Here is an 18,165-nt window from a genome sequence, read left to right as displayed (position 1 = left end):
CTACGACGTGTCGAGCAGCCATCCGGGATGCTGAAGAGATGCACATCACGCTGGTTCTGGGCGACATCACCGAGCAGCAGGTCGACGCCGTGGTGAACGCCGCCAACTCCTCCCTCATGGGTGGTGGCGGGGTCGACGGCGCCATCCACCGCCGTGGCGGCCCGGAGATCCTCCAGGAGTGCAGGAAGCTGCGCGCCTCGCAGTACGGCAAGGGCCTGCCGACCGGCCAGGCGGTCGCCACGACGGCGGGCAGGCTGCCGGCGCGCTGGGTCATCCACACCGTCGGACCGGTTCACTCCGCGACGGAGGACAGGTCAGACCTGCTCGCCTCCTGCTACCGCGAGTCGCTGCGGGTGGCGAGCTCGCTGGGGGCGGCGACGGTGGCCTTCCCGGCGATCTCCACCGGCATCTACGGCTGGCCGCTCGACGACGGCGCGCGCGTCGCGATCCGCACGGTGCGCGCCGCCGAAGCGCCCGTGGAGGAGGTGCGTTTCGTCCTGTTCGACAAGGCAGCGTACGCCGCGTTCGAGGCCGCGCTCTGACCCTCAGGCGTCCGGTACGACGACTGCGGGCCTTCGGTACGACGACCTCAGGTGTCCGGGGCGACGGCGGCCCAGGGGAGCGTCACCTCGCCCAGCCGCCAGCGGCGCCGGCCGCCGAGCGGTGGCCGGCGCGCGATGGGCCAGGACCCGGCCAGCGCGCCGACCGCGGCGAGCCAGCGCTGACGCAGCCCGTGCGCCCCGTACGGCGCGCAGACGGCCCAGGCGTGGTCGAAGTCGCGCAGGAAGGCGTGGATCGGCTCCCCGCGCACGTTGCGGTGGATGAGCGTCTTGGGCAGCCGGTCGGCCAGGTCCGACGGCCGGTCGAAGGCGTCGAAGCGGGCCGAGAAGGTCAGCGTGCGCGGCCCGTCGCGGTCCAGGCACACCCACACCGCCCGGTGTCCCGTCTCCGAGCAGGTGCCCTCCACCAGCAGGCCGCCCGGGGCGAGCCGGGCCCGCAGGAGGTCCCAGTAACGCCACGCCTCGGCCTCGCCGTACTGCCTGAGGACGTTGAAGGCGCGCACCAGCGCCGGCGGCCGCGCGACCGGGAGCTCGAACCCGCCGAGCCTGAAGCTCAGCCCCTCCCGCTCGTACGGCCTGGCCAGCGCGACCCGGACCGGGTCGATCTCGACGCCGACGACCTCGACGCCGGGCACGACGACGCGCAGCCGGGTGAACAGCTCCAGCGTGGTGGCGTGCGAGGCGCCGTAGCCCAGGTCCACCACCAGCGGGCGGTGGGCGGCGCGCAGCGCGGGGCCGTGCGCGGCGGCGACCCACCGGTCCGCGCGCCGCAGCCGGTTGTGGCCGGTCGTGCCCCGGGTGATCGCCCCGACGGGCTTAGCCACTGACGCGGTGCACCTTGTGCTGGGCGGCCTGGGCGCGGGGGCGCAGGACCATGCGGTCGACGTTGAAGTGCGCGGGCCTGGTGACGCACCAGGCGATGGCGTCGGCCACGTCGTCGGAGGTCAGCGGATCGGGGACGCCCTCGTAGACCTTCGCGGCGGCAGACTCGTCGCCGCGGAAGCGGGTGACGGCGAAGCCCTCGCTGCGCACCATGCCCGGCGCGATCTCGACGACGCGCACGGGCTGCCCGACCAGCTCCAGCCGGAGGGTCTCGGCCATCGAGCTCTGCGCGTGCTTGGCGGCGCAGTAGCCGCCGCCGCCCTCGTAGGAGACCAGGCCGGCGGTGGAGGTCAGCATCACCAGCACGCCGTCGCCGGACTCGACGAGCCGGGGCAGCAGGGCCTGGGTCACGCGCAGGGTGCCGAGCACGTTGGTGTCGTACATCGCCTGCCAGTCGTCCAGCAGGCCGTCCGCGACGGACTCCGTGCCGAGCGCGCCGCCCGCGTTGTTGACCAGGACGTCACACCGCTCCAGCGAGGCCGCCAGCGCCTCGACGGAGTCCTGGGAAGTGACGTCGAGCGTGACGGGCCTGATCCCGGGCACCTCGGCGGCCAGCTTGTCGAGCCGCTCGCGGCGCCTGGCGCCCGCCACCACGTCGTAGCCCTCGGCGGCCAGCCGTCGCGCCGTCGCCTCGCCGATCCCGCTGCTCGCGCCCGTGACCACAGCAGTTCTCTTCATGCGCCATATCCTGCCAGGCCCTCCCGGAAGGCCACCCGCCGCGACCTCAACCGGGGTCCTCCCAGAAGCCACCCCCTGTGATCTATGGGAGGGAATGCCGGGAAGATCTCCATGGTTGTACTTCGTTCGGGAGGTGATGTCGGGTGAGGCGACGACGGGTCAACCGGGTCGCGACCATCAGCATGCACACGTCACCACTGGAACAGCCCGGGACGGGCGACGCCGGTGGCATGAACGTGTACATCGTTGAGTCGGCCAGACGGCTAGCGCAGCTGGGTGTGGAGGTGGAGATCTTCACCAGGGCCACGGCCAGGGACCTGCCACCGGTCGCCGAACTGGAGCCGGGAGTCGTGGTCCGCCACCTGACCGCGGGACCGTACGAGGAGATGGACCGGGCCGACCTGCCCGGCCAGCTGTGCGCGTTCCTGTCGGAGGTGCTGCGCACCGAGGCCATGTACGAGCCGGGCCGCTACGACGTCATCCACTCGCACTACTGGCTGTCCGGCCAGGTCGGCTGGCTCGCCAAGGAGCGCTGGGGCGTGCCGCTGGTGCACACCATGCACACCATGGCCAAGGTCAAGAACCGGTTGCTGGCCGCCGGCGACAGGCCCGAGCCGCAGGCCCGCGTGGTGGGCGAGGAGCAGGTCGTGGAGATCGCCGACCGGCTCGTGGCCAACACCCGCGACGAGGCGCGCGAGCTCATCGAGCTGTACGGCGCGTCCGAGCAGCGGGTCGCCGTGGTCAACCCCGGTGTCAATCTCACCGTCTTCCAGCCCGCTTCACAGGACGAGGCCCGGCGCAGGCTCGGCGTCCCCCGGGACGCGCACATGCTGCTGTTCGTGGGCCGGATCCAGCCGCTGAAGGCCCCCGACGTGCTGCTGCGCGCCGCCTCCCGGATGCTGATCGACGACCCCTCGCTCCGCGGCCGCCTGGTGGTCGCCTGCGTGGGCGGCCCCTCGGGCAACGGTCTGGCCAGGCCCTCGCTCCTCACCGAACTGGCCGCCGAACTCGGCATCGCCGACGTGGTCCGGCTGGTCCCGCCCGCTCCGCAGCACGAGCTCGCCGACTGGTACCGCGCGGCCGACGTGACCGTGGTGCCCTCGCACAGCGAGTCGTTCGGCCTGGTCGCCTTAGAGTCACAGGCCTGCGGCACGCCGGTCGCGGCCGCCGCCGTGGGCGGGCTGCGCACGGCGGTCCGCGACGGCGTGTCCGGCCGGCTCGTGGACGGCCACGACCCGCACGACTGGGCCAGGGCGCTGAGCCGCTTCGTGACCGAGCCCCGCTGGCGCGACACCCTGTCGGCCGGCGCCCGCGAGCACGCCGCCGCCTTCGGCTGGCAGGCCACCTCCTCCCGGCTCATGGAGGTCTACGCCGAGGCCGTCGCCAACCTGCACCGGCAGCCCGTGGCGATCAACTCATAGGCTGTACGGCATGCGCGCCGTCGTCGAAGCCGCGCTCACCGCCGCGGACGTCACCTTTGACGAGCCGCGGCCGGGGGCGTTCCTGGTCAAGCTGCCCGGGCAGCACAAGCTCGCCACCATGGTCTGGCTGATCGTCGGTGAGCGGGCGCTGCACGTGGAGGCGTTCTTCTGCCGTCAGCCGGACGAGAACCACGCCGAGTTCTACCGGTGGCTGCTCGGCAAGAACGGCGGCATGTACGGCGTCCACTTCTCCCTCGACCCGGTCGGCGACGTCTACCTCGTCGGCCGGACCCCGCTGGCGGCGGTCTCCGAGGAGGAGATCGACCGGCTGCTCGGCTGCGTGCTCACCTACGCCGACGACTGGTTCGACCGGGCGCTGGAGCTGGGCTTCGCCTCGTCCATCAGGCGCGAGTGGGAGTGGCGGGCCAAGCGCGGCGAGTCGCTGGCCAACCTGCGGGCGTTCGCCCGCTTCGCCGATCCCGAGCGTGGCTAAGATCTTTGGCTGTGACCGAACCCGGCAACTTAGAGCCCCAGGGACACGCGGAGCCGAACGTCGCGCGGATGTACGACCACCTGCTCGGCGGCACGGACAACTCCGCCATCGACCGCGAGGCGGCCGACCGCGTCCTGGAGATCCTGCCCGGCATCCTCACCGGAGCCCGCGAGAACCGGGCCTTCCTCGGCCGAGCCGTACGCTTTCTCGTCCGTGACGGCGTCCGCCAGTTCATCGACATCGGCGCCGGACTGCCCACCCGGCGATGCGTCCACGAGGTGGCCGCCGAGGAGGCCGCCGGCTGCCGCACCGTCTACGTGGACAACGACCCGGAGGTCGTCTCGTACGCCCGTGCGCTGCTCCACGGCACCCCCGGCGTCCGGTTCCTGCACGGTGACCTGCACGCCCCCAAGGAGATCCTCGGTCACCCCGGCGTCCAGGAGCACCTCGACCTCGACCAGCCCGTCGCGGTCCTGCTGCTGACCGTCGTGCACGTCGTCGCCGACCCGCGGCCGATCATCTCCGACCTCATGGCGTCGCTCGCGCCGGGCAGTCATCTCGTGCTGTCCCACATGTCGGGCTCCCACATGTCGGGCGGGGTCCAGCCCGCCGTGGACGAGATCTACCAGGGCGCCCCGGCCCGGCCGGCCCAGATCGCCGACTTCTTCGACGGTCTCGAACTGCTGCCGCCCGGCGTGGTCAACCTGGCCGAGTGGCGTCCCGAATCCCCCCAGCTAGTCCGCGCGGCCGGGGCGGCGCCGTACATTCTCTGCGGGGTCGCCCGCAAACCGTAGGATTGGCCGCATGGCGACTTTGGTGCTGCTGCGGCACGGCGAGAGTGATTGGAACGCGAAGGGCTTGTTCACCGGGTGGGTGGACGTCAGCCTGTCGGCCAAGGGCGAGGACGAGGCCCGCCGGGGCGGCAGACTGATGACCGAGGCAGGCGTCCACCCGGACGTCGTGCACACCAGCCTGCTGACCAGGGCCATCCAGACGGCCGAGCTCGCGCTCGGCGAGGCCGACCTGCGCTGGCTGCCGGTCAAGCGCAGCTGGCGGCTCAACGAGCGCCACTACGGCGCGCTCCAGGGCAAGAACAAGGCGCAGACGCGTGAGGAGTTCGGCGAGGAGCAGTTCATGCTGTGGCGGCGCTCCTACGACGTGCCGCCGCCGCCGATCGAGGACGGCGCCGAATACTCCCAGGCCGGTGACCGGCGCTACGCCCTGCTGCCCTCCGAGCTGATGCCCCGCACGGAGTGCCTCAAGGACGTCGTCGACCGCATGCTCCCCTACTGGTACGACTCGATCGTCCCCGACCTCGCGGCCGGCCGCACGGTTCTGGTGGCCGCGCACGGCAACTCGCTGCGCGCCCTGGTCAAGCACCTCGACGGCGTCAGCGACGAGGAGATCGCGCACCTCAACATTCCCACCGGCATCCCGCTGCGCTACGAGCTGGACGCCGACTTCCACCCGCTGCGGCCCGGCGGCGAGTATCTCGACCCGGAGGCGGCCAAGGCGGCCATCGAGGCCGTCGCCAACCAGGGACGGTAGGGCGCCGGCGCGAAGGGGGCGGTCAGCGCCCCCTTCGCGGCCGTCAGACGGTCCGGGTGCCCGTCACCAGATAGACGACGGACGTGGCCACGCGCACCGCGTGGTCCGCGTAGCGCTCGTAGTAGCGCCCGATCAGCGTGATGTCGATGGCGGGCTCGACGCCGTGCGCCCAGTCCTTGGACAGGATGATCTTGAACAGCCGCCGGTGCAGCCGGTCCATCGCGTCGTCGTCCTGCTCCAGCTCCATGGCCGAGTCCACGTCGCGGGAGGCGACGCAGCTGCCGGCCTTGGTGACCAGGTTCTCGGCGATCTGGCCCATCTCCAGGATCGTGGAGCGGATCTCCGCCGGGATGGCCGAGTCGGGATGACGCAGGCGGGCCACCTTGGCCACGTGCACCGCGAGATCGCCCATGCGCTCCAGGTCGGTGCCCATGCGCAGCGCGGTGATCACCCGGCGCAGGTCCATCGCCACCGGCTGCTGCCGGGCCATCAGGTCGAAGATGGACGTCTCGATCTCCTCGAAGAGCGCGTTGACCTCCCCGTCGCGGGAGATGACGCTCTCCGCCAGCTGCAGGTCGGCGTCCAGCAGTGCGATGGTCGCCCGGGAAATGGCCGAGCGGACGAGCCTGGTCATCTCGACCAGCTTGTCCGTGAGAGCGTCTAGTTCTTCGTGGTAGGCGTCGCGCATGCCGTCACCGTATGCGGCGATCGATGAACGAACTCCGACGCGGAGGTGAACTTTCCGGGAAAGGCGGGTTCGTCCCCAGGTGAGGGGGCTGTCCGCAGGCCGGCGACGCCTACCATCGTAAGCATGAGTGAGATGGCCATGAGCTTCGCGGCCCTGGCCGGCTTCGTGGTGGGGGCTCTCGCGGTGCTGTTCTACCGCAATCAGATCGAGGCTCCCAGCAGCAAGTCAGGCGAGAGCGCCGAGACCGAGGCCGGGGCACTGCCGCAGGGCATCGCGTCCGTGCTGGCCGTGCTGCCGTCGTCCGCGGTCGTGCTGGACGCGCAGGACCACGTGCTCCGCGCCAGCTCGGCCGCGCGCGCGTTCGGGCTGGTCAAAGGCGATCGGCTGATGGCCGCGGAGCTGCTCGCGCTCGCGAGGCAGGTACGCCGCGACGGCGAGATCCGTGAGACGGAGATCGACGTCGCAGCCCACAAGTTCGGACACGAGAACACCAACTTCGCGGTCCGTGTCGCCCCGCTCGGCTCCTACGGCCAGGTGCTCGTGCTGGCCGAGGACCAGACCGAGCGGCGCAGGGTCGAGGCCGTGCGCCGCGACTTCGTGGCGAACGTCAGCCACGAGCTCAAGACCCCGGTCGGCGCGCTGAGCCTGCTGGCCGAGACCGTCCAGGACGCCGCCGACGACCCCGAGGCCGTCACCCGCTTCGCCGGGCGCATGCAGCACGAGGCGGCCCGGCTCACCTATCTGATGCAGGACCTCATCACCCTGAGCAGGATCCAGGGCGCCGAGGAGATCCCCACCCCCGAGCAGGTCTCCATCGACGAGGCCGTCCAGGTCGCCATCGACTACTGCAAGACCAGGGCCGGCGCCAAGGACATCACACTCGTCACCGGCGGGACGGAGGGGCTGCGCATCTGGGGCGACGACGAGTTGCTGATCACCGCGCTGCGCAACCTCATCGACAACGCCATCGCCTACAGCCCCGAGCACACCCGCGTCGTGATAAGCGCCAGACCGGCGGGGGACAGCGTCGAGGTCAGCGTCAGCGACCAGGGGATCGGCATCCCCGAGGAATCGCAGGAACGCATCTTCGAGCGCTTCTTCCGCGTCGACGCCGCCCGCTCACGCGCCACCGGCGGCACCGGGCTCGGCCTGGCCATCGTCAAGCACGTCGCCGCCGCCCACGCGGGCGACGTGACGGTGTGGAGCAAAGAAGGCTCCGGCTCGACTTTCACTCTCCGACTGCCCGCCTTCGGCGGGACGGCCCTGGCCGCACCACCCTCGATTCCCCTGGAGGTCGCTCCGTGACCCGAGTCCTGGTCGTGGAGGACGAGGAGTCCTTCTCCGACGCCCTGTCCTACATGTTGCGCAAGGAGGGCTTCGAGGTCTCGATCGCGGCGACCGGCCCCGACGCGCTCGACGCCTTCGACCGCAGCGGCGCCGACCTGGTGCTGCTCGACCTGATGCTGCCCGGCCTGTCCGGCACCGAGGTGTGCCGCTCACTGCGGCAGCGCTCCAAGGTCCCGGTGATCATGCTGACCGCCAAGGACAGCGAGATCGACAAGGTCGTGGGCCTGGAGCTGGGCGCCGACGACTACGTGACCAAGCCGTTCTCCTCACGCGAGCTGGTGGCCCGGATCCGCGCGGTGCTCCGCCGCCAGGGTGACGTGGTGGAGGAGCTGGAGACGGCGGTGCTCGCCGTCGGCCCGGTCCGCATGGACGTCGACCGGCACGTCGTGGCGGTCCGCGGCGAGCAGGTGCAGCTGCCGCTCAAGGAGTTCGAGCTGCTGGAGGTGCTGCTGCGCAACGCCGGCCGGGTGCTGACCCGCGGCCAGCTCATCGACCGCGTCTGGGGCGCCGACTACGTCGGTGACACCAAGACCCTCGACGTGCACGTCAAGCGGCTGCGCGCCAAGATCGAGGCCGACCCGTCCAACCCGCGCTGCATCCTGACCGTGCGCGGCCTCGGCTACAAGTTCGACGCCACCGAGGAGTCCGCCTGAGAGAACCCTTGTTCAGATACGGAGCCCGTACCTGAACAAGGGTTTTCGCGTGCGCCGAGCGCGGCCAGTGAGCCGGTCGGTGGGCCGGTCGGTGGCCGCGGTCAGTGGGCCTCTTCCTCGGCCGGCGTCGGCGTGGCCGAGGGGGTGGGGGCCGGCACGGCGCCGGGGACCGCGGGGTAGGCGGCGAACTCACGGCTGCGCGTCACCACGGGGACGTCCATGGACACGGTGCCGGCGTTGGCGAACTGGAGGTCCAGGCGGATGCTCTCGCCGCCTCTGAGGCCCTTGGAGAGGCCTTCCAGCATGATCTGGGGGGCCGGCTTGCCGGTGTTGACGAGCTGGTTGATCGGCAGCTGGATGGGCGCGGTGAGCTTGGCCTGGGCCACGGTGCCGGCGCTGACCGCCGTCAGAGTGTCCGGGGCGGTCCCGGAGTTGAGAATGTTCAGGTAAAGGGGGACGGAGCCGCGCCAAGGGATCTGCCCGCCCGAGTCAGGGCCGAGGATGAACGCCTGCGGGACGAAGATGCTCTGCTTGCCGTAGGCGCCCTGCTCGATGAGGGCCGCGCCCTCGACCGGCGCGTACGGCGTGTTGGTGTTGGCGTCGAATCCGACAGAACAGCCGGCCACTACAGGGGCTGCCAGGAACGCGGCGGCGGCGACAATCCAGCGACGGCTGGTCACGACGGGTTCTCCTAGGGTCTCGCGCATGCGGGATGGGCAGCGCCTACCATATCGACCTGATTCCAAGGTCATATCCGCACCCCCGCAGGTCATTAGCTATGTGTGGATATGCGATTCATAGAGTTGACCGCTTGTCAACCCCCAATATGCGCCTTTGACCTGCAGTTATGATGATTTCACTGTTCCGGGAGGCTGTGGACGCGTGGTACTCTGGAGTACAGCGGAAGGGGTACTTGTCACATGACTTTCCAGGTCGGCGACACTGTCGTCTACCCCCACCATGGGGCTGCTCGGATCGAAGCAATCACCAAGCGATCCATCAAGGGTGAGGAAAAGACCTACCTGGTGCTCAAGGTCGACAAGGGCGACCTTACCGTCCAGGTGCCAGCCGAAAACGCAGAACTCGTCGGTGTGCGCGATGTAGTTGGTCAGGAAGGCCTCGAGAGGGTTTTCGACGTCCTGCGAATGCCGCACACGGAAGAGCCGACCAACTGGTCTCGTCGTTACAAGGCCAATCTGGAGAAGCTCGCCTCCGGCGATGTGAACAAGGTCGCTGAAGTCGTTCGCGACCTGTGGCGGAGGGACCGCGAGCGCGGCCTGTCCGCTGGGGAGAAGCGCATGCTCGCCAAGGCTCGCCAGATTCTGGTCAGCGAGCTGGCACTTGCGGAGAAGACCAATGAGGACAAGGCGGAAGCCCTGCTCGACGAGGTTCTCAACTCCTGAATACGAAGCTTCCACGGGTGGGCGTCGGTGTCGACGTCCACCCGTTCTCATCTGGCCGGCAGCTCCACCTCGCCGGCCTGCACTGGCCCGGCGAGACCGGGCTGGCCGGACACTCCGACGGCGACGCCGCCGCGCACGCGGCCTGCGACGCCCTGCTGTCCGCCGCCGGTCTCGGCGACCTCGGCGGGCTGTTCGGCACCGCCGACCCACGCTGGGCGGGCGCGTCCGGGATCGCCCTGCTGGAGGAGACCGCCCGCAAGGTACGCGAGGCGGGCTTCGAGATCGGCAACGTGGCCGTCCAGGTGATCGGTAACCGCCCCAAACTGGCTCCCCGGCGCCAGGAGGCCGAGAAGGCGCTCAGCGCGGCTCTGGGGGCCCCTGTGAGCCTCAGCGCGACCACTACGGACGGGCTCGGGCTCACCGGTCGCGGCGAGGGCGTCGCCGCCGTCGCCACCGCCCTCGTGGTCAACCATTCGTAGGCGTCGGGCGTCTGTAGATGGGCGGACTCCGCGTACGGTCCGCACACCTTGGGCGGCGGCGGTCCGTCACTGGCGCGGTACGGATCGCCGTCTACCAGGGATAACCTGCGCTTTTGTCGGGTAGGTCCCTTCACGACATGTGACCGTCTCGGGGGGAGCTACCACATGATCGGCGCGATCGTTTCCGCAGTAGTCATCGGCGCCATCGTCGGCGCGCTGGCCCGGCTGATAGTGCCCGGCAGGCAGAACATGTCCATCGGCCTGACGCTGATCGTCGGCATCGTGGCCGCCCTGCTCGGCACCCTGCTGGCCCAGGCGTTCGGCTGGGCCGACACCAGAGGGATCGACTGGATCGAGCACATCCTCCAACTGGTGCTGGCCGTGATCGGTGTGTCGATCGTGGCGAAAATGGCCCAAGGGAAAACCGGCGGAACCGGCCGAACAACCACCTGACCTGCCCAAACAATATTCCCGCGCATAAAGGCCGGGGATCGGGTATCCACCACCCGTGAGGATGAACGGCTCACCCTCACGGGGAGGTTTGTGTCATGACAATCCAGTCCATCCTTGGCGCCATCCTGATCGGTGCCGTGATCGGCGCAATCGGTCGTCTGCTGCTTCCCGGCCGGCAGGCCATCGGCTGGATACTGACGATCGTCGTCGGCATCGTTGCCGCCCTGATCGGCACCGTGCTCGCTCAGGTACTCGGCGTCGAGACGACCCCCGGCATCGACTGGATCGAGCTGGTGATGCAGGTCGTGCTGGCGATCGTCGGTGTCGGCCTCGTCGCGGGGCTCCGACGTGGTAGCAGCGTCTGACGACGTGCCGGACCCCCATCGGCACGGCACCACACGCACCAGGGCCCGCTCGGCAAGGCCGAGCGGGCCTTCCGCGTCCTTCACCCATGGCGGATCCGTGTCGCTCTTCAGCTGGAGGGCGGGGGAGGTGCACGGGTCGCCTTGAGCGACTGGGGCAGTCTTCGGGCGTTTCGAGCGTTTCGGGCTTCTACGGCGCTTCGGGTGCTTCGGGTGGGAGTGGGGTGCTGCGCAGGCGGCCTGAGGGGGCGTCCTGGGCGGCTCTGGTGGGGCCGGAGTCCGGGAGGACCGGGTGCGGGGCCGTGTCCTCCATCGACTCGTCTCGTAACTCCGCTGCTCCGCCTGCCCTGGGGGAGTCGGTGACGCGGCGCTCGTGATCGTCCGCCGCTTCCGCGCCGTGGTGGGGGTCCGGGGCGCGGCCTTCCTGGGAGGCCGCCGAGTCCTCGGGGGTGGTCGGCGCATCGGCGCGGGAGGACGGCGTGTCGGTGATGACGGCGACCGGCTGGGTGTCGACGTCCTTCTCCGCAGCCCTGCTCTGGCGGGGGTGCACCAGCACGTCGGTCGGCTTGACGCGGTCACCCCAGCGAACCGGACGCCGCAAGCCGGGCTGCCGCTCGGCCTCGACCGCTGCCCCGCCATCGGGCGTGACGTCGACCTCGGACTCGGCCTCCCGCCCCTCGGCCTCCCGCCCCGTGAGTTTCCGCCCCTCCCGCTCTTCGGCTTCGTGCCCTTCGCGCTCCCGCCCGTCGGGCCCGTGTCCTTCGCGCTCCCGTCCGTCGGGCCCGTGGTTCTCGTGCTTCCACCCTTCGAGCCCGCGCCGCTCGTGCTCGGCGGGCTCTCGCCCAGCGGGCGTCGGCTCGGGCTCACGCTCAGGCTGGGGCTCTGGTTCGGGCTGGGGCACGGGGTCGAACCGGGGCGCCGGCTCGTGCTCCGGCTCCGGCTGGGGAACGTGCTGGGCGTCGGGCTTGGACGCCGGCTGTGGGGTGTCGTCTCGCTCGTGGCCGCGCGCCGCTCCCGAGCCGTCCGTAGGGTCGAGGTCCGGGTCTCGGGCGGGCTCAGGGGTCGCGTGCCAGCGGGTGACCTGCTCCGAGATGGGCGGGGTCTCCGGCGCGGCCGTCGGGCCGACGACCGGGGTCGCCTCCAGCGGGGTCGTCACCGGCCTCCTGGGCGGCGGCACGGCGTCGGACGGCGTGACGAGCGGCGGCGGGGTCTCGTGGTGCCCGCCGGGACGTGGCGCCGCCTCAGTGCGTACGCTTCCGTCGAACGGCACGATGTCGTGCGGATCCGTACCCTCATCGCCGGCCGGGGCGGGCTTGCGAGCCTGCACGTGCTTGATCAACAGCAACCACAGCCACAACGCGACGGCCAGCATCGCCCACGGCGCGACGGCCACGCCCACCGCGGTCGACGAGATCGGGAGCTCGTAGCGCAGCGCGGCGAGAACGTTCACGGCGGCGGCGGCCACGATCAGCAGGACCAGCACGAGCGCGGCCTGGGCGCGTACCAGCGTGCGGGCCGAGCGGACGAGCAGCACGCTGATCAGCGCGACGGCCAGCAGGGCGTCGAACGCCGCCGGATAGAGGTAGGCGAGGTCCGGTCTGGCCTCGCCGCGCACGGCGAGGCTCCGGAGATCGTCGAACGACAGCACGCACGCGGCCCCGGTGAGGGCGGCGACGGCGAGCCCGGCCAGGGCGATGCCCAGGCGGCGCAGCGTTGAGGGGGGAGTCACGTCCATGGCGCTTTCGAGCCTACAGAACAATGGGGGTCAGGACCGATCAAGGGGAGACACATGGCTGAGCTGCCTGACCGCGCTCGCGAACTGCTCGACGCGCCGAACCACGCGGTGGTGACCACGCTCAATCCTGACGGCGGGCCGCAGTCGACGGTCGTCTGGGTGCGTACCGACGGCGACGAGGTGCTGTTCTCCACGGTCAAGGGGCGACGTAAGCCGCGTAACTTCGACCGGGATCCGCGGGTCAGCCTGCTGGTGATCGACCCCGAGAGCCCCTACCGCTACGTGGAGGTGCGCGGCCGGGTGACCGTGCAGGAAGACCCGGAGGGCGCGCTCATTCAGGAGCTGGCGCACAAGTACACCGGAAAGCCGTGGACGGAGCATCCGGGTGCCGAGCGGCTCATTGTGCGCATCCGGCCGGACAAGGTGACGTTGCGGGGATGATTATTCGGCATGTGATGCCGGCTGAGGCGTTAGCCTAGCCTTCGTGAGCCTGCACCTATACGACACCAGCACGCGCGCCATTCGTGAATTCGTTCCGGTCGAAGCCGGCCGGGCGTCGCTCTATCTGTGTGGCGCCACCGTGCAGGCTCCTCCTCATATCGGACATATCCGCTCCGGCGTGAACTTCGACGTGCTGCGCCGCTGGCTGTCGCGTTCCGGGTACGACGTGACCTTCTGCCGCAACGTCACCGACATCGATGACAAGATCATTCGCGTGGCCGCCGCCGAGGGCGTGCCCTGGTTCGTGGTGGCCGAGCGCAACCAGCGGGCCTTCACCTGGGCGTACGACACGCTGGGCTGCCTGCCGCCCACCGTCGAGCCGCGCGCGACCGGCCACGTGCCGGAGATGATCGTGCTCATGCAGCGCCTCATCGAGCGCGGCCACGCCTACGCCGCAGGCGGCGACGTCTACTTCAACGTGATGTCGTACGAACGCGAGTACGGCAAGCTGTCCAACCAGAAGCTCGCCAACATGCGGCCCGCCGCCGACACCGACGACGAGTCCTGCAAGGGCGACCCGCGCGACTTCGCGCTGTGGAAGGGCGAGAAGCCCGGCGAGCCCACCTGGCCCACGCCGTGGGGTCCCGGCCGCCCGGGCTGGCACCTGGAGTGCTCGGCGATGGCCACCAAGTATCTGGGGCCGACGTTCGACATCCACGGCGGCGGCATCGACCTGGTCTTCCCGCACCACGAGAACGAGCTCGCCCAGTCCCAGGCGGCCGGCGACGGCTTCGCCCGCTACTGGATGCACAACGGCATGCTCAAGATCGGCGCCGAGAAGATGAGCAAGTCGCTGGGCAACTCGCTGCTGATCCCGGACCTGGTGCAGAAGGTACGCCCGGTCGAGCTGCGCTACTACCTGGCGACCCCGCACTACCGCTCCTCCATCGACTACTCCGAGGAGGCCCTGCTGGAGGCGGCGGCGGCCTACCAGCGGATCGAGGGCTTCGTCGCCCGTGCGGCGGAGGTCATCCACGACGTCGACGCAGACGCCCCGCTCCCGCAGGCGTTCGTCGACGCGCTCAACGACGACCTCGGCACCCCGCAGGCGGTCGCCGTCGTGCACGAGGTGGTCCGCGAGGGCAACGTCGCCCTGGCCAAGGGGGACAAGGAGGCGGTGGCCCGCCTGCTGGCCGAGACCCAGAACATGCTCGACGTGCTCGGCCTCGACCCGCGAGCCCCGCAGTGGCGCGAGGCCGGCTCGGACCTCAGGCCGGTGGTCGACGCCCTGGTGGCGGTGGCCCTGGAGCAGCGCAAGGCGGCCCGCGCCCGCAAGGACTACGCGGCCGCGGACGCCATCAGGGACCAGCTCGCGGCGGCGGGCGTCGTGGTGGAGGACACGCCCCACGGGCCCCGCTGGGAGCTCAGCCGCTAGCGTTCGGCATGAGCTGGCCGGTGGCCCGAGTACCCTTGGTGCCATGGCAGCTGGTAGATCGTCGGGTAGGCCCGCGAAGAAGAAGGGCCCGTCCAAGGGCACCGGCGGGCAGGTGCGCCGCGGGCTCGAGGGCCGGGGCGCGACCCCGCCTGCCGAGATGCGCCACTGGTACAAGGACAAGGCCCGCACCGAGCGCATCGCCCGCGAGGACCGCGGCGGCGCCCGGCGTCCCGGCGCGGCCAAGCCCAAGCGCTCCGAGGACGCCCCCGAGTACATCGGCGGTCGCAACCCGGTCCTGGAGGCCCTGGTCGCCGGCGTCCCGGCCAACGCCCTGTACGTCGCCCAGCGCCTCGAGAACGACGACCGCGTACGCGACGCGATCCGGGTCGCCACCGAGCGAGGCATCGCCCTGCTCGAAGTCACTCGCGACAAGCTCGACCGCCTCACCGAGGGCGCCGTGCACCAGGGCGTGGCGCTGCAGATCCCGGCCTACGACTACGCGCACCCCTCCGAGCTGGTCGAGCTGGCTCATGACGCGGCCGAGGTGCCCCTGATCGTGGCCCTCGACGGGGTCACCGACCCGCGCAACCTCGGCGCCATCGCCCGCTCCGCGACGGCCTTCGGAGCCCACGGGCTGCTGGTCCCGTCCCGGCGCTCCGCCGGAGTCACCGGCGGAGCCTGGAAGACCTCCGCAGGCACCCTGGCCAACCTCCGGGTGGCCCGAGCGGCCAACCTGACGGCCGCACTGCGCGAGTACCGCGAGGCCGGACTGTTCGTGATCGGCCTGGACGGCGAGGGCAGGGTCGACATCGGCGACGTCGAGCTGCTGGGGGAGCCGCTGGTCGTCGTGGTGGGGTCCGAGGGGAAGGGGCTCTCGCGGCTGGTACGGGAACATTGTGACGTCGTGGCCAGGATTCCGATGCGGGCGGCGGCGGAGTCGCTGAACGCGGGGGTGGCTGCTGGGGTGACGTTGTACGAGGTGGCTCGTCATCGTCGTGGTTGAGCGTCTACACTGGTAGGCCGTGCCGACGTAGCTCAATCGGCAGAGCATCTGTCTTGTAAACAGAAGGTTTGGGGTTCGATTCCCCACGTCGGCTCGCAGCTCAAAGGCCCCTTCCGGGATTCGGAAGGGGCCTTTTGATCTCTATACAGCAGCGCCGTACAGCAACCGCGTTAGCTTTCCTGCTCGGCTTGTCCTTCAACCTCCGATCTTCGTGTTCTCAACGTATGGGTCGAAGTAGACGGTTGCACATAGTGACCGGTCAGGTGGTGCGTCGGGGTTTGGTCCCCTGCTTGTGGTGAGCGGGAAGTGCGTAGGCTCCACCGCTCGTCGTGGCCTCACCGTCACAGTCCGCTATGCGTGATAGATCACCATCGGCGCCAACCAGTGCACATGAGAGGGCCAGTGGTTAGGGTCTGTCGCGATGACAACTCCTGTTATGCCGGGCGCGCGGTGGCTGCTGCTGGATGAGTACACCGGTGAGGTGGGTGAGCCGGACGTCACGCTGGGCGTGTGCCATGACATCGACGGGCTCTTCTCAGAGCCCGAGCCCATCCCTCTGCCAGAGACCTTCACCCTGCTCGGCTGCGATCCGACGGGGCCGCTGCTGGAGGCGCTGGGGCATCTGGGGACCGAGCGGGCGTGGTTGCCCAGCATCGCCCTGTTTCCCATCCACCGGCAGCGGCCTGCCAGGTGCCTGTGGGACGAGCACGGGTGTACCTGCGTGGAAGAGCTCATCGACATCACCGTGATCGGTCGGCGCCCGTCGGCGGCACGGGACGGCCTTGTCGACCTCGACCTGCGCGGGTATGTCCGGCTGCTTCCGGAGGAAGGGCTGCCGGAGGACAAGCCGGACGTGACGGGGTTCCGGCTGGCCGCGCTCGATGACGTGAAGCTCGGCGGGTGCCTGGACGTTGCCGGAGTCTTCCGCAAGCGACCGGCCGCGCCGGTCCGGCCGGTGACCCTGATCGGCTTCTTTCCCGAAGCGCCGTCGTTGCTGAAGAGCATCGAGGGACGCAAGATCACGGCATCCGTCATGGCCCTTCAATACGACGGCCGGATCGCCGGCAGGGGCGGGCTGCTGTCGGCCACCGTCGTCGCCGTCCGCCCGTCGAGATTGGGCGACGGCCTGCTGGACATCACCCTCGACAGCGGGATCGAGGAACCGACACCGAGCGGCGCCCGCGAGATCTTCCAAATGTGGCATGACGGCGGTCCGGCCGAGCCCAACCTGTGGACACGCTACGACCGGCTGCTACAGCGCGAATGGCTTGGCCTGGCAGTCAGTCGTCACTGTCTTCAGGGCGGACTGCCGGACAAGCCGGCTGGGACGACCTATCACCTCGACGGCCGTTTCGTCACCGACATCGACGCCTTCTACTGCACCATCGGAGAAGCGATCAACGGTCCCGGTGGCTACTTCAGCTGGAACCTCGACGCTCTCCACGACTGCCTCGCCGGTAGATGGGGTGCCGCCAGCCCATTCCGGCTGATCTGGCACCACTCCGATGTGGCCCGCCGCCACCTCGTCGCTGGCTACGATCGGCCGGACCACCGCCTGCGCGACTGGGGGCCGAGCATCGAACTGGACCACCTTCTGAAGATCTTCTCCAAGCACAGGGTCGAGGTCGAGTTCCTCTGACCCATCATCGCTCGCCTCGCGTCTGACAAATCAGCATGGCATCACCACTACAGCCCGCTATGCGCGATAGATCACCGTATGTGCCGGGCCTGTATCCACTGATCCCAAAGTCGAACATCTGGCGATCATGCCAGGAGTCGACGTCGGGAGGCCAAGCCCCTACGAGCAAGCTGTGGCGCCGACAGGGGGCGCCGGCACCCGTGCCAGATGCGTGCCAGAACAGAAGGGGAAGCGCGGTCGCTCGCGGGGACTCACGGTCATTCGACCCACTCTGACCTGCACCCCTGTTTTCCCTGCTCAGAGCGGCATGATCAGTAGCCGGTTCCCAAGCTGACAGTCCCCTCTTACCCTCGTCCTCATGACATCACCGCGTGAGCTACCTGCCGACGTCGCCCACGTGCAGGACATGCGAGACTTCGCCGCCTACCTGGAAATCATGGCGGACGACTTCGACGCCGATCGTGCCGACTGGGAACGGCAGCGCCGCGAGGGCAAGCAGTTCGTCGATGGGCGTTGGAGCAGGATGTACGTCGGCGATTTTCTCAGAACGTGGGCGGCCTGGCTTGCGGACGGCTGTCTTCGCGAAGGAGCTCCGTTCAAGGACGACGTCGACCCGCTGACATGGCAGTCGCTTGCTCTTCAGATCCACGTCGCCCACCTGTACGAGTAGGTCTCTGTGGGAGCCACCTTGGGAGCCACTCAAACGGACGATCATGAACTGAGGTGAACAGGCCTGAACAGCCGGAGGGCGGGCGACCAGCGTGGCGAACGTGTCCGAACGCCCATGAAGATCGTTTGGGGACCTTGTAAACAGAAGGTTTGGGGTTCGATTCCCCACGTCGGCTCGCAGCTAGAAGGCCCCTTCCGGGATTCGGGAGGGGCCTTTTTGATCTCCATACAGCAGTGCTGTACAGCAACGTGGGCATATGACTCCTGCCTCTGGCA

General features: G+C 69.8%; 21 protein-coding genes and 1 tRNA gene. 17 read left to right on the top strand and 5 right to left on the bottom strand.

Going from position 1 to position 18,165, the window contains the following annotated elements:
- Positions 1-38: 38 nt before the first annotated feature.
- Positions 39-542, top strand: coding sequence for an O-acetyl-ADP-ribose deacetylase (locus ACTMTF_RS36905; RefSeq protein ID WP_441114815.1), 504 nt, complete (start codon positions 39-41; stop codon positions 540-542).
- 47 nt (positions 543-589) lie between these two features.
- On the opposite strand, the gene ACTMTF_RS36900 is transcribed toward ACTMTF_RS36905, so the two are convergent.
- A complete protein-coding gene (locus tag ACTMTF_RS36900) occupies positions 590-1,384 on the bottom strand; it encodes a class I SAM-dependent methyltransferase (RefSeq protein ID WP_441114814.1) in 795 nt (264 codons plus the stop codon).
- Positions 1,377-2,120 carry an SDR family NAD(P)-dependent oxidoreductase gene (locus tag ACTMTF_RS36895; RefSeq protein ID WP_441114813.1) on the bottom strand — a complete coding sequence of 248 codons (744 nt, stop codon included), beginning with the start codon at positions 2,118-2,120 and terminating at the stop codon, positions 1,377-1,379. The genes ACTMTF_RS36900 and ACTMTF_RS36895 overlap by 8 nt, the downstream gene beginning before the upstream one ends.
- A gap of 143 nt (positions 2,121-2,263) precedes the next feature.
- On the opposite strand from ACTMTF_RS36895, the gene mshA reads away from it, so the two are divergent.
- The 4 genes from mshA to ACTMTF_RS36875 are packed head-to-tail and all read left to right on the top strand — an operon-like array spanning position 2,264 to position 5,582.
- Complete coding sequence (mshA, locus tag ACTMTF_RS36890; protein ID WP_441114812.1) at positions 2,264-3,541, top strand: D-inositol-3-phosphate glycosyltransferase; 1,278 nt, start codon at positions 2,264-2,266, stop codon at positions 3,539-3,541.
- A 10-nt stretch (positions 3,542-3,551) separates the two neighbouring features.
- Positions 3,552-4,034 carry a YbjN domain-containing protein gene (locus ACTMTF_RS36885; RefSeq protein WP_441114811.1) on the top strand — a complete coding sequence of 161 codons (483 nt, stop codon included), beginning with the start codon at positions 3,552-3,554 and terminating at the stop codon, positions 4,032-4,034.
- An 11-nt stretch (positions 4,035-4,045) separates the two neighbouring features.
- Complete coding sequence (locus ACTMTF_RS36880; RefSeq protein WP_441114810.1) at positions 4,046-4,828, top strand: SAM-dependent methyltransferase; 783 nt, start codon at positions 4,046-4,048, stop codon at positions 4,826-4,828.
- Positions 4,829-4,838: 10 nt separating this feature from the next.
- Positions 4,839-5,582, top strand: coding sequence for a phosphoglyceromutase (locus tag ACTMTF_RS36875; protein ID WP_441114809.1), 744 nt, complete (start codon positions 4,839-4,841; stop codon positions 5,580-5,582).
- 43 nt (positions 5,583-5,625) lie between these two features.
- On the opposite strand, the gene phoU is transcribed toward ACTMTF_RS36875, so the two are convergent.
- Positions 5,626-6,270, bottom strand: coding sequence for a phosphate signaling complex protein PhoU (phoU, locus tag ACTMTF_RS36870; protein WP_441114808.1), 645 nt, complete (start codon positions 6,268-6,270; stop codon positions 5,626-5,628).
- Between the two features lie 132 nt (positions 6,271-6,402).
- On the opposite strand from phoU, the gene ACTMTF_RS36865 reads away from it, so the two are divergent.
- Both ACTMTF_RS36865 and ACTMTF_RS36860 read left to right on the top strand, forming a co-directional pair.
- Positions 6,403-7,575 (top strand): sensor histidine kinase, encoded by a 1,173-nt coding sequence (locus tag ACTMTF_RS36865; RefSeq protein ID WP_397011537.1) that lies wholly within the window; start codon positions 6,403-6,405, stop codon positions 7,573-7,575.
- Positions 7,572-8,270 carry a winged helix-turn-helix domain-containing protein gene (locus ACTMTF_RS36860; RefSeq protein ID WP_397010905.1) on the top strand — a complete coding sequence of 233 codons (699 nt, stop codon included), beginning with the start codon at positions 7,572-7,574 and terminating at the stop codon, positions 8,268-8,270. The genes ACTMTF_RS36865 and ACTMTF_RS36860 overlap by 4 nt, the downstream gene beginning before the upstream one ends.
- A gap of 101 nt (positions 8,271-8,371) precedes the next feature.
- On the opposite strand, the gene ACTMTF_RS36855 is transcribed toward ACTMTF_RS36860, so the two are convergent.
- On the bottom strand, positions 8,372-8,950 hold the full coding sequence (locus tag ACTMTF_RS36855) for a copper chaperone PCu(A)C (RefSeq protein WP_397010903.1): 579 nt from the start codon (positions 8,948-8,950) through the stop codon (positions 8,372-8,374).
- Between the two features lie 240 nt (positions 8,951-9,190).
- Between ACTMTF_RS36855 and ACTMTF_RS36850 the strand changes: the two genes are divergently transcribed.
- The 4 genes from ACTMTF_RS36850 (at position 9,191) to ACTMTF_RS36835 (ending at position 10,970) form a co-directional block, all read left to right on the top strand.
- The gene (locus ACTMTF_RS36850) at positions 9,191-9,673 is read left to right on the top strand and encodes a CarD family transcriptional regulator (RefSeq protein ID WP_043624891.1); all 483 of its coding nucleotides are present in this window, start codon (positions 9,191-9,193) and stop codon (positions 9,671-9,673) included.
- Between the two features lie 17 nt (positions 9,674-9,690).
- On the top strand, positions 9,691-10,152 hold the full coding sequence (gene ispF / locus ACTMTF_RS36845; RefSeq protein ID WP_441114807.1) for a 2-C-methyl-D-erythritol 2,4-cyclodiphosphate synthase: 462 nt from the start codon (positions 9,691-9,693) through the stop codon (positions 10,150-10,152).
- 165 nt (positions 10,153-10,317) lie between these two features.
- Positions 10,318-10,605, top strand: coding sequence for a GlsB/YeaQ/YmgE family stress response membrane protein (locus ACTMTF_RS36840; RefSeq protein ID WP_397010899.1), 288 nt, complete (start codon positions 10,318-10,320; stop codon positions 10,603-10,605).
- A gap of 95 nt (positions 10,606-10,700) precedes the next feature.
- Positions 10,701-10,970 (top strand): GlsB/YeaQ/YmgE family stress response membrane protein, encoded by a 270-nt coding sequence (locus tag ACTMTF_RS36835; RefSeq protein ID WP_397010897.1) that lies wholly within the window; start codon positions 10,701-10,703, stop codon positions 10,968-10,970.
- Between the two features lie 187 nt (positions 10,971-11,157).
- Here the strand turns inward: ACTMTF_RS36835 and ACTMTF_RS36830 are convergent, their stop codons facing one another.
- Positions 11,158-12,702: a DUF2637 domain-containing protein gene (locus tag ACTMTF_RS36830; RefSeq protein WP_441114806.1), complete on the bottom strand. Its 1,545-nt coding sequence runs from the start codon at positions 12,700-12,702 to the stop codon at positions 11,158-11,160.
- 54 nt (positions 12,703-12,756) lie between these two features.
- Here ACTMTF_RS36830 and ACTMTF_RS36825 point away from each other — a divergent pair, with 54 nt between their 5' ends.
- The 6 genes from ACTMTF_RS36825 to ACTMTF_RS36800 all read left to right on the top strand — a co-directional run bounded on the left by ACTMTF_RS36825 (position 12,757) and on the right by ACTMTF_RS36800 (position 17,890).
- Positions 12,757-13,143 (top strand): PPOX class F420-dependent oxidoreductase, encoded by a 387-nt coding sequence (locus tag ACTMTF_RS36825; RefSeq protein ID WP_441114805.1) that lies wholly within the window; start codon positions 12,757-12,759, stop codon positions 13,141-13,143.
- A 43-nt stretch (positions 13,144-13,186) separates the two neighbouring features.
- Positions 13,187-14,578, top strand: a complete 1,392-nt coding sequence (gene cysS / locus ACTMTF_RS36820) for a cysteine--tRNA ligase (RefSeq protein WP_441114804.1) — start codon at positions 13,187-13,189, stop codon at positions 14,576-14,578.
- Positions 14,579-14,621: 43 nt separating this feature from the next.
- The gene (gene rlmB / locus ACTMTF_RS36815) at positions 14,622-15,581 is read left to right on the top strand and encodes a 23S rRNA (guanosine(2251)-2'-O)-methyltransferase RlmB (protein WP_397010889.1); all 960 of its coding nucleotides are present in this window, start codon (positions 14,622-14,624) and stop codon (positions 15,579-15,581) included.
- A gap of 21 nt (positions 15,582-15,602) precedes the next feature.
- Positions 15,603-15,675 (top strand) — tRNA-Thr (locus tag ACTMTF_RS36810).
- Positions 15,676-16,302: 627 nt separating this feature from the next.
- Positions 16,303-17,220, top strand: a complete 918-nt coding sequence (locus ACTMTF_RS36805) for a barstar family protein (protein ID WP_441114803.1) — start codon at positions 16,303-16,305, stop codon at positions 17,218-17,220.
- Positions 17,221-17,578: 358 nt separating this feature from the next.
- On the top strand, positions 17,579-17,890 hold the full coding sequence (locus ACTMTF_RS36800) for a hypothetical protein (protein WP_441114802.1): 312 nt from the start codon (positions 17,579-17,581) through the stop codon (positions 17,888-17,890).
- The last annotated feature ends 275 nt before the right edge of the window (positions 17,891-18,165 follow it).

The organism is Nonomuraea sp. ZG12 (genome assembly GCF_052068115.1).
In the GTDB taxonomy this organism is placed as follows: Bacteria; Actinomycetota; Actinomycetes; order Streptosporangiales; family Streptosporangiaceae; genus Nonomuraea.
This window is presented reverse-complemented; position numbering and strand designations above follow the sequence as displayed.

Coding starts and splice junctions, on each gene's coding strand:
- ACTMTF_RS36835 (WP_397010897.1), top strand. CDS start 10,701: ATGACAATCCAGTCCATCCTTGGCGCCATCCTGATCGGTGCCGTGATC.
- ACTMTF_RS36840 (WP_397010899.1), top strand. CDS start 10,318: ATGATCGGCGCGATCGTTTCCGCAGTAGTCATCGGCGCCATCGTCGGC.
- rlmB (WP_397010889.1), top strand. CDS start 14,622: ATGGCAGCTGGTAGATCGTCGGGTAGGCCCGCGAAGAAGAAGGGCCCG.
- ACTMTF_RS36800 (WP_441114802.1), top strand. CDS start 17,579: ATGACATCACCGCGTGAGCTACCTGCCGACGTCGCCCACGTGCAGGAC.
- ACTMTF_RS36885 (WP_441114811.1), top strand. CDS start 3,552: ATGCGCGCCGTCGTCGAAGCCGCGCTCACCGCCGCGGACGTCACCTTT.
- ACTMTF_RS36905 (WP_441114815.1), top strand. CDS start 39: ATGCACATCACGCTGGTTCTGGGCGACATCACCGAGCAGCAGGTCGAC.
- phoU (WP_441114808.1), bottom strand. CDS start 6,270: ATGCGCGACGCCTACCACGAAGAACTAGACGCTCTCACGGACAAGCTG.
- ACTMTF_RS36825 (WP_441114805.1), top strand. CDS start 12,757: ATGGCTGAGCTGCCTGACCGCGCTCGCGAACTGCTCGACGCGCCGAAC.
- ACTMTF_RS36875 (WP_441114809.1), top strand. CDS start 4,839: ATGGCGACTTTGGTGCTGCTGCGGCACGGCGAGAGTGATTGGAACGCG.
- ACTMTF_RS36830 (WP_441114806.1), bottom strand. CDS start 12,702: ATGGACGTGACTCCCCCCTCAACGCTGCGCCGCCTGGGCATCGCCCTG.
- ACTMTF_RS36850 (WP_043624891.1), top strand. CDS start 9,191: ATGACTTTCCAGGTCGGCGACACTGTCGTCTACCCCCACCATGGGGCT.
- ACTMTF_RS36895 (WP_441114813.1), bottom strand. CDS start 2,120: ATGAAGAGAACTGCTGTGGTCACGGGCGCGAGCAGCGGGATCGGCGAG.
- ACTMTF_RS36865 (WP_397011537.1), top strand. CDS start 6,403: ATGGCCATGAGCTTCGCGGCCCTGGCCGGCTTCGTGGTGGGGGCTCTC.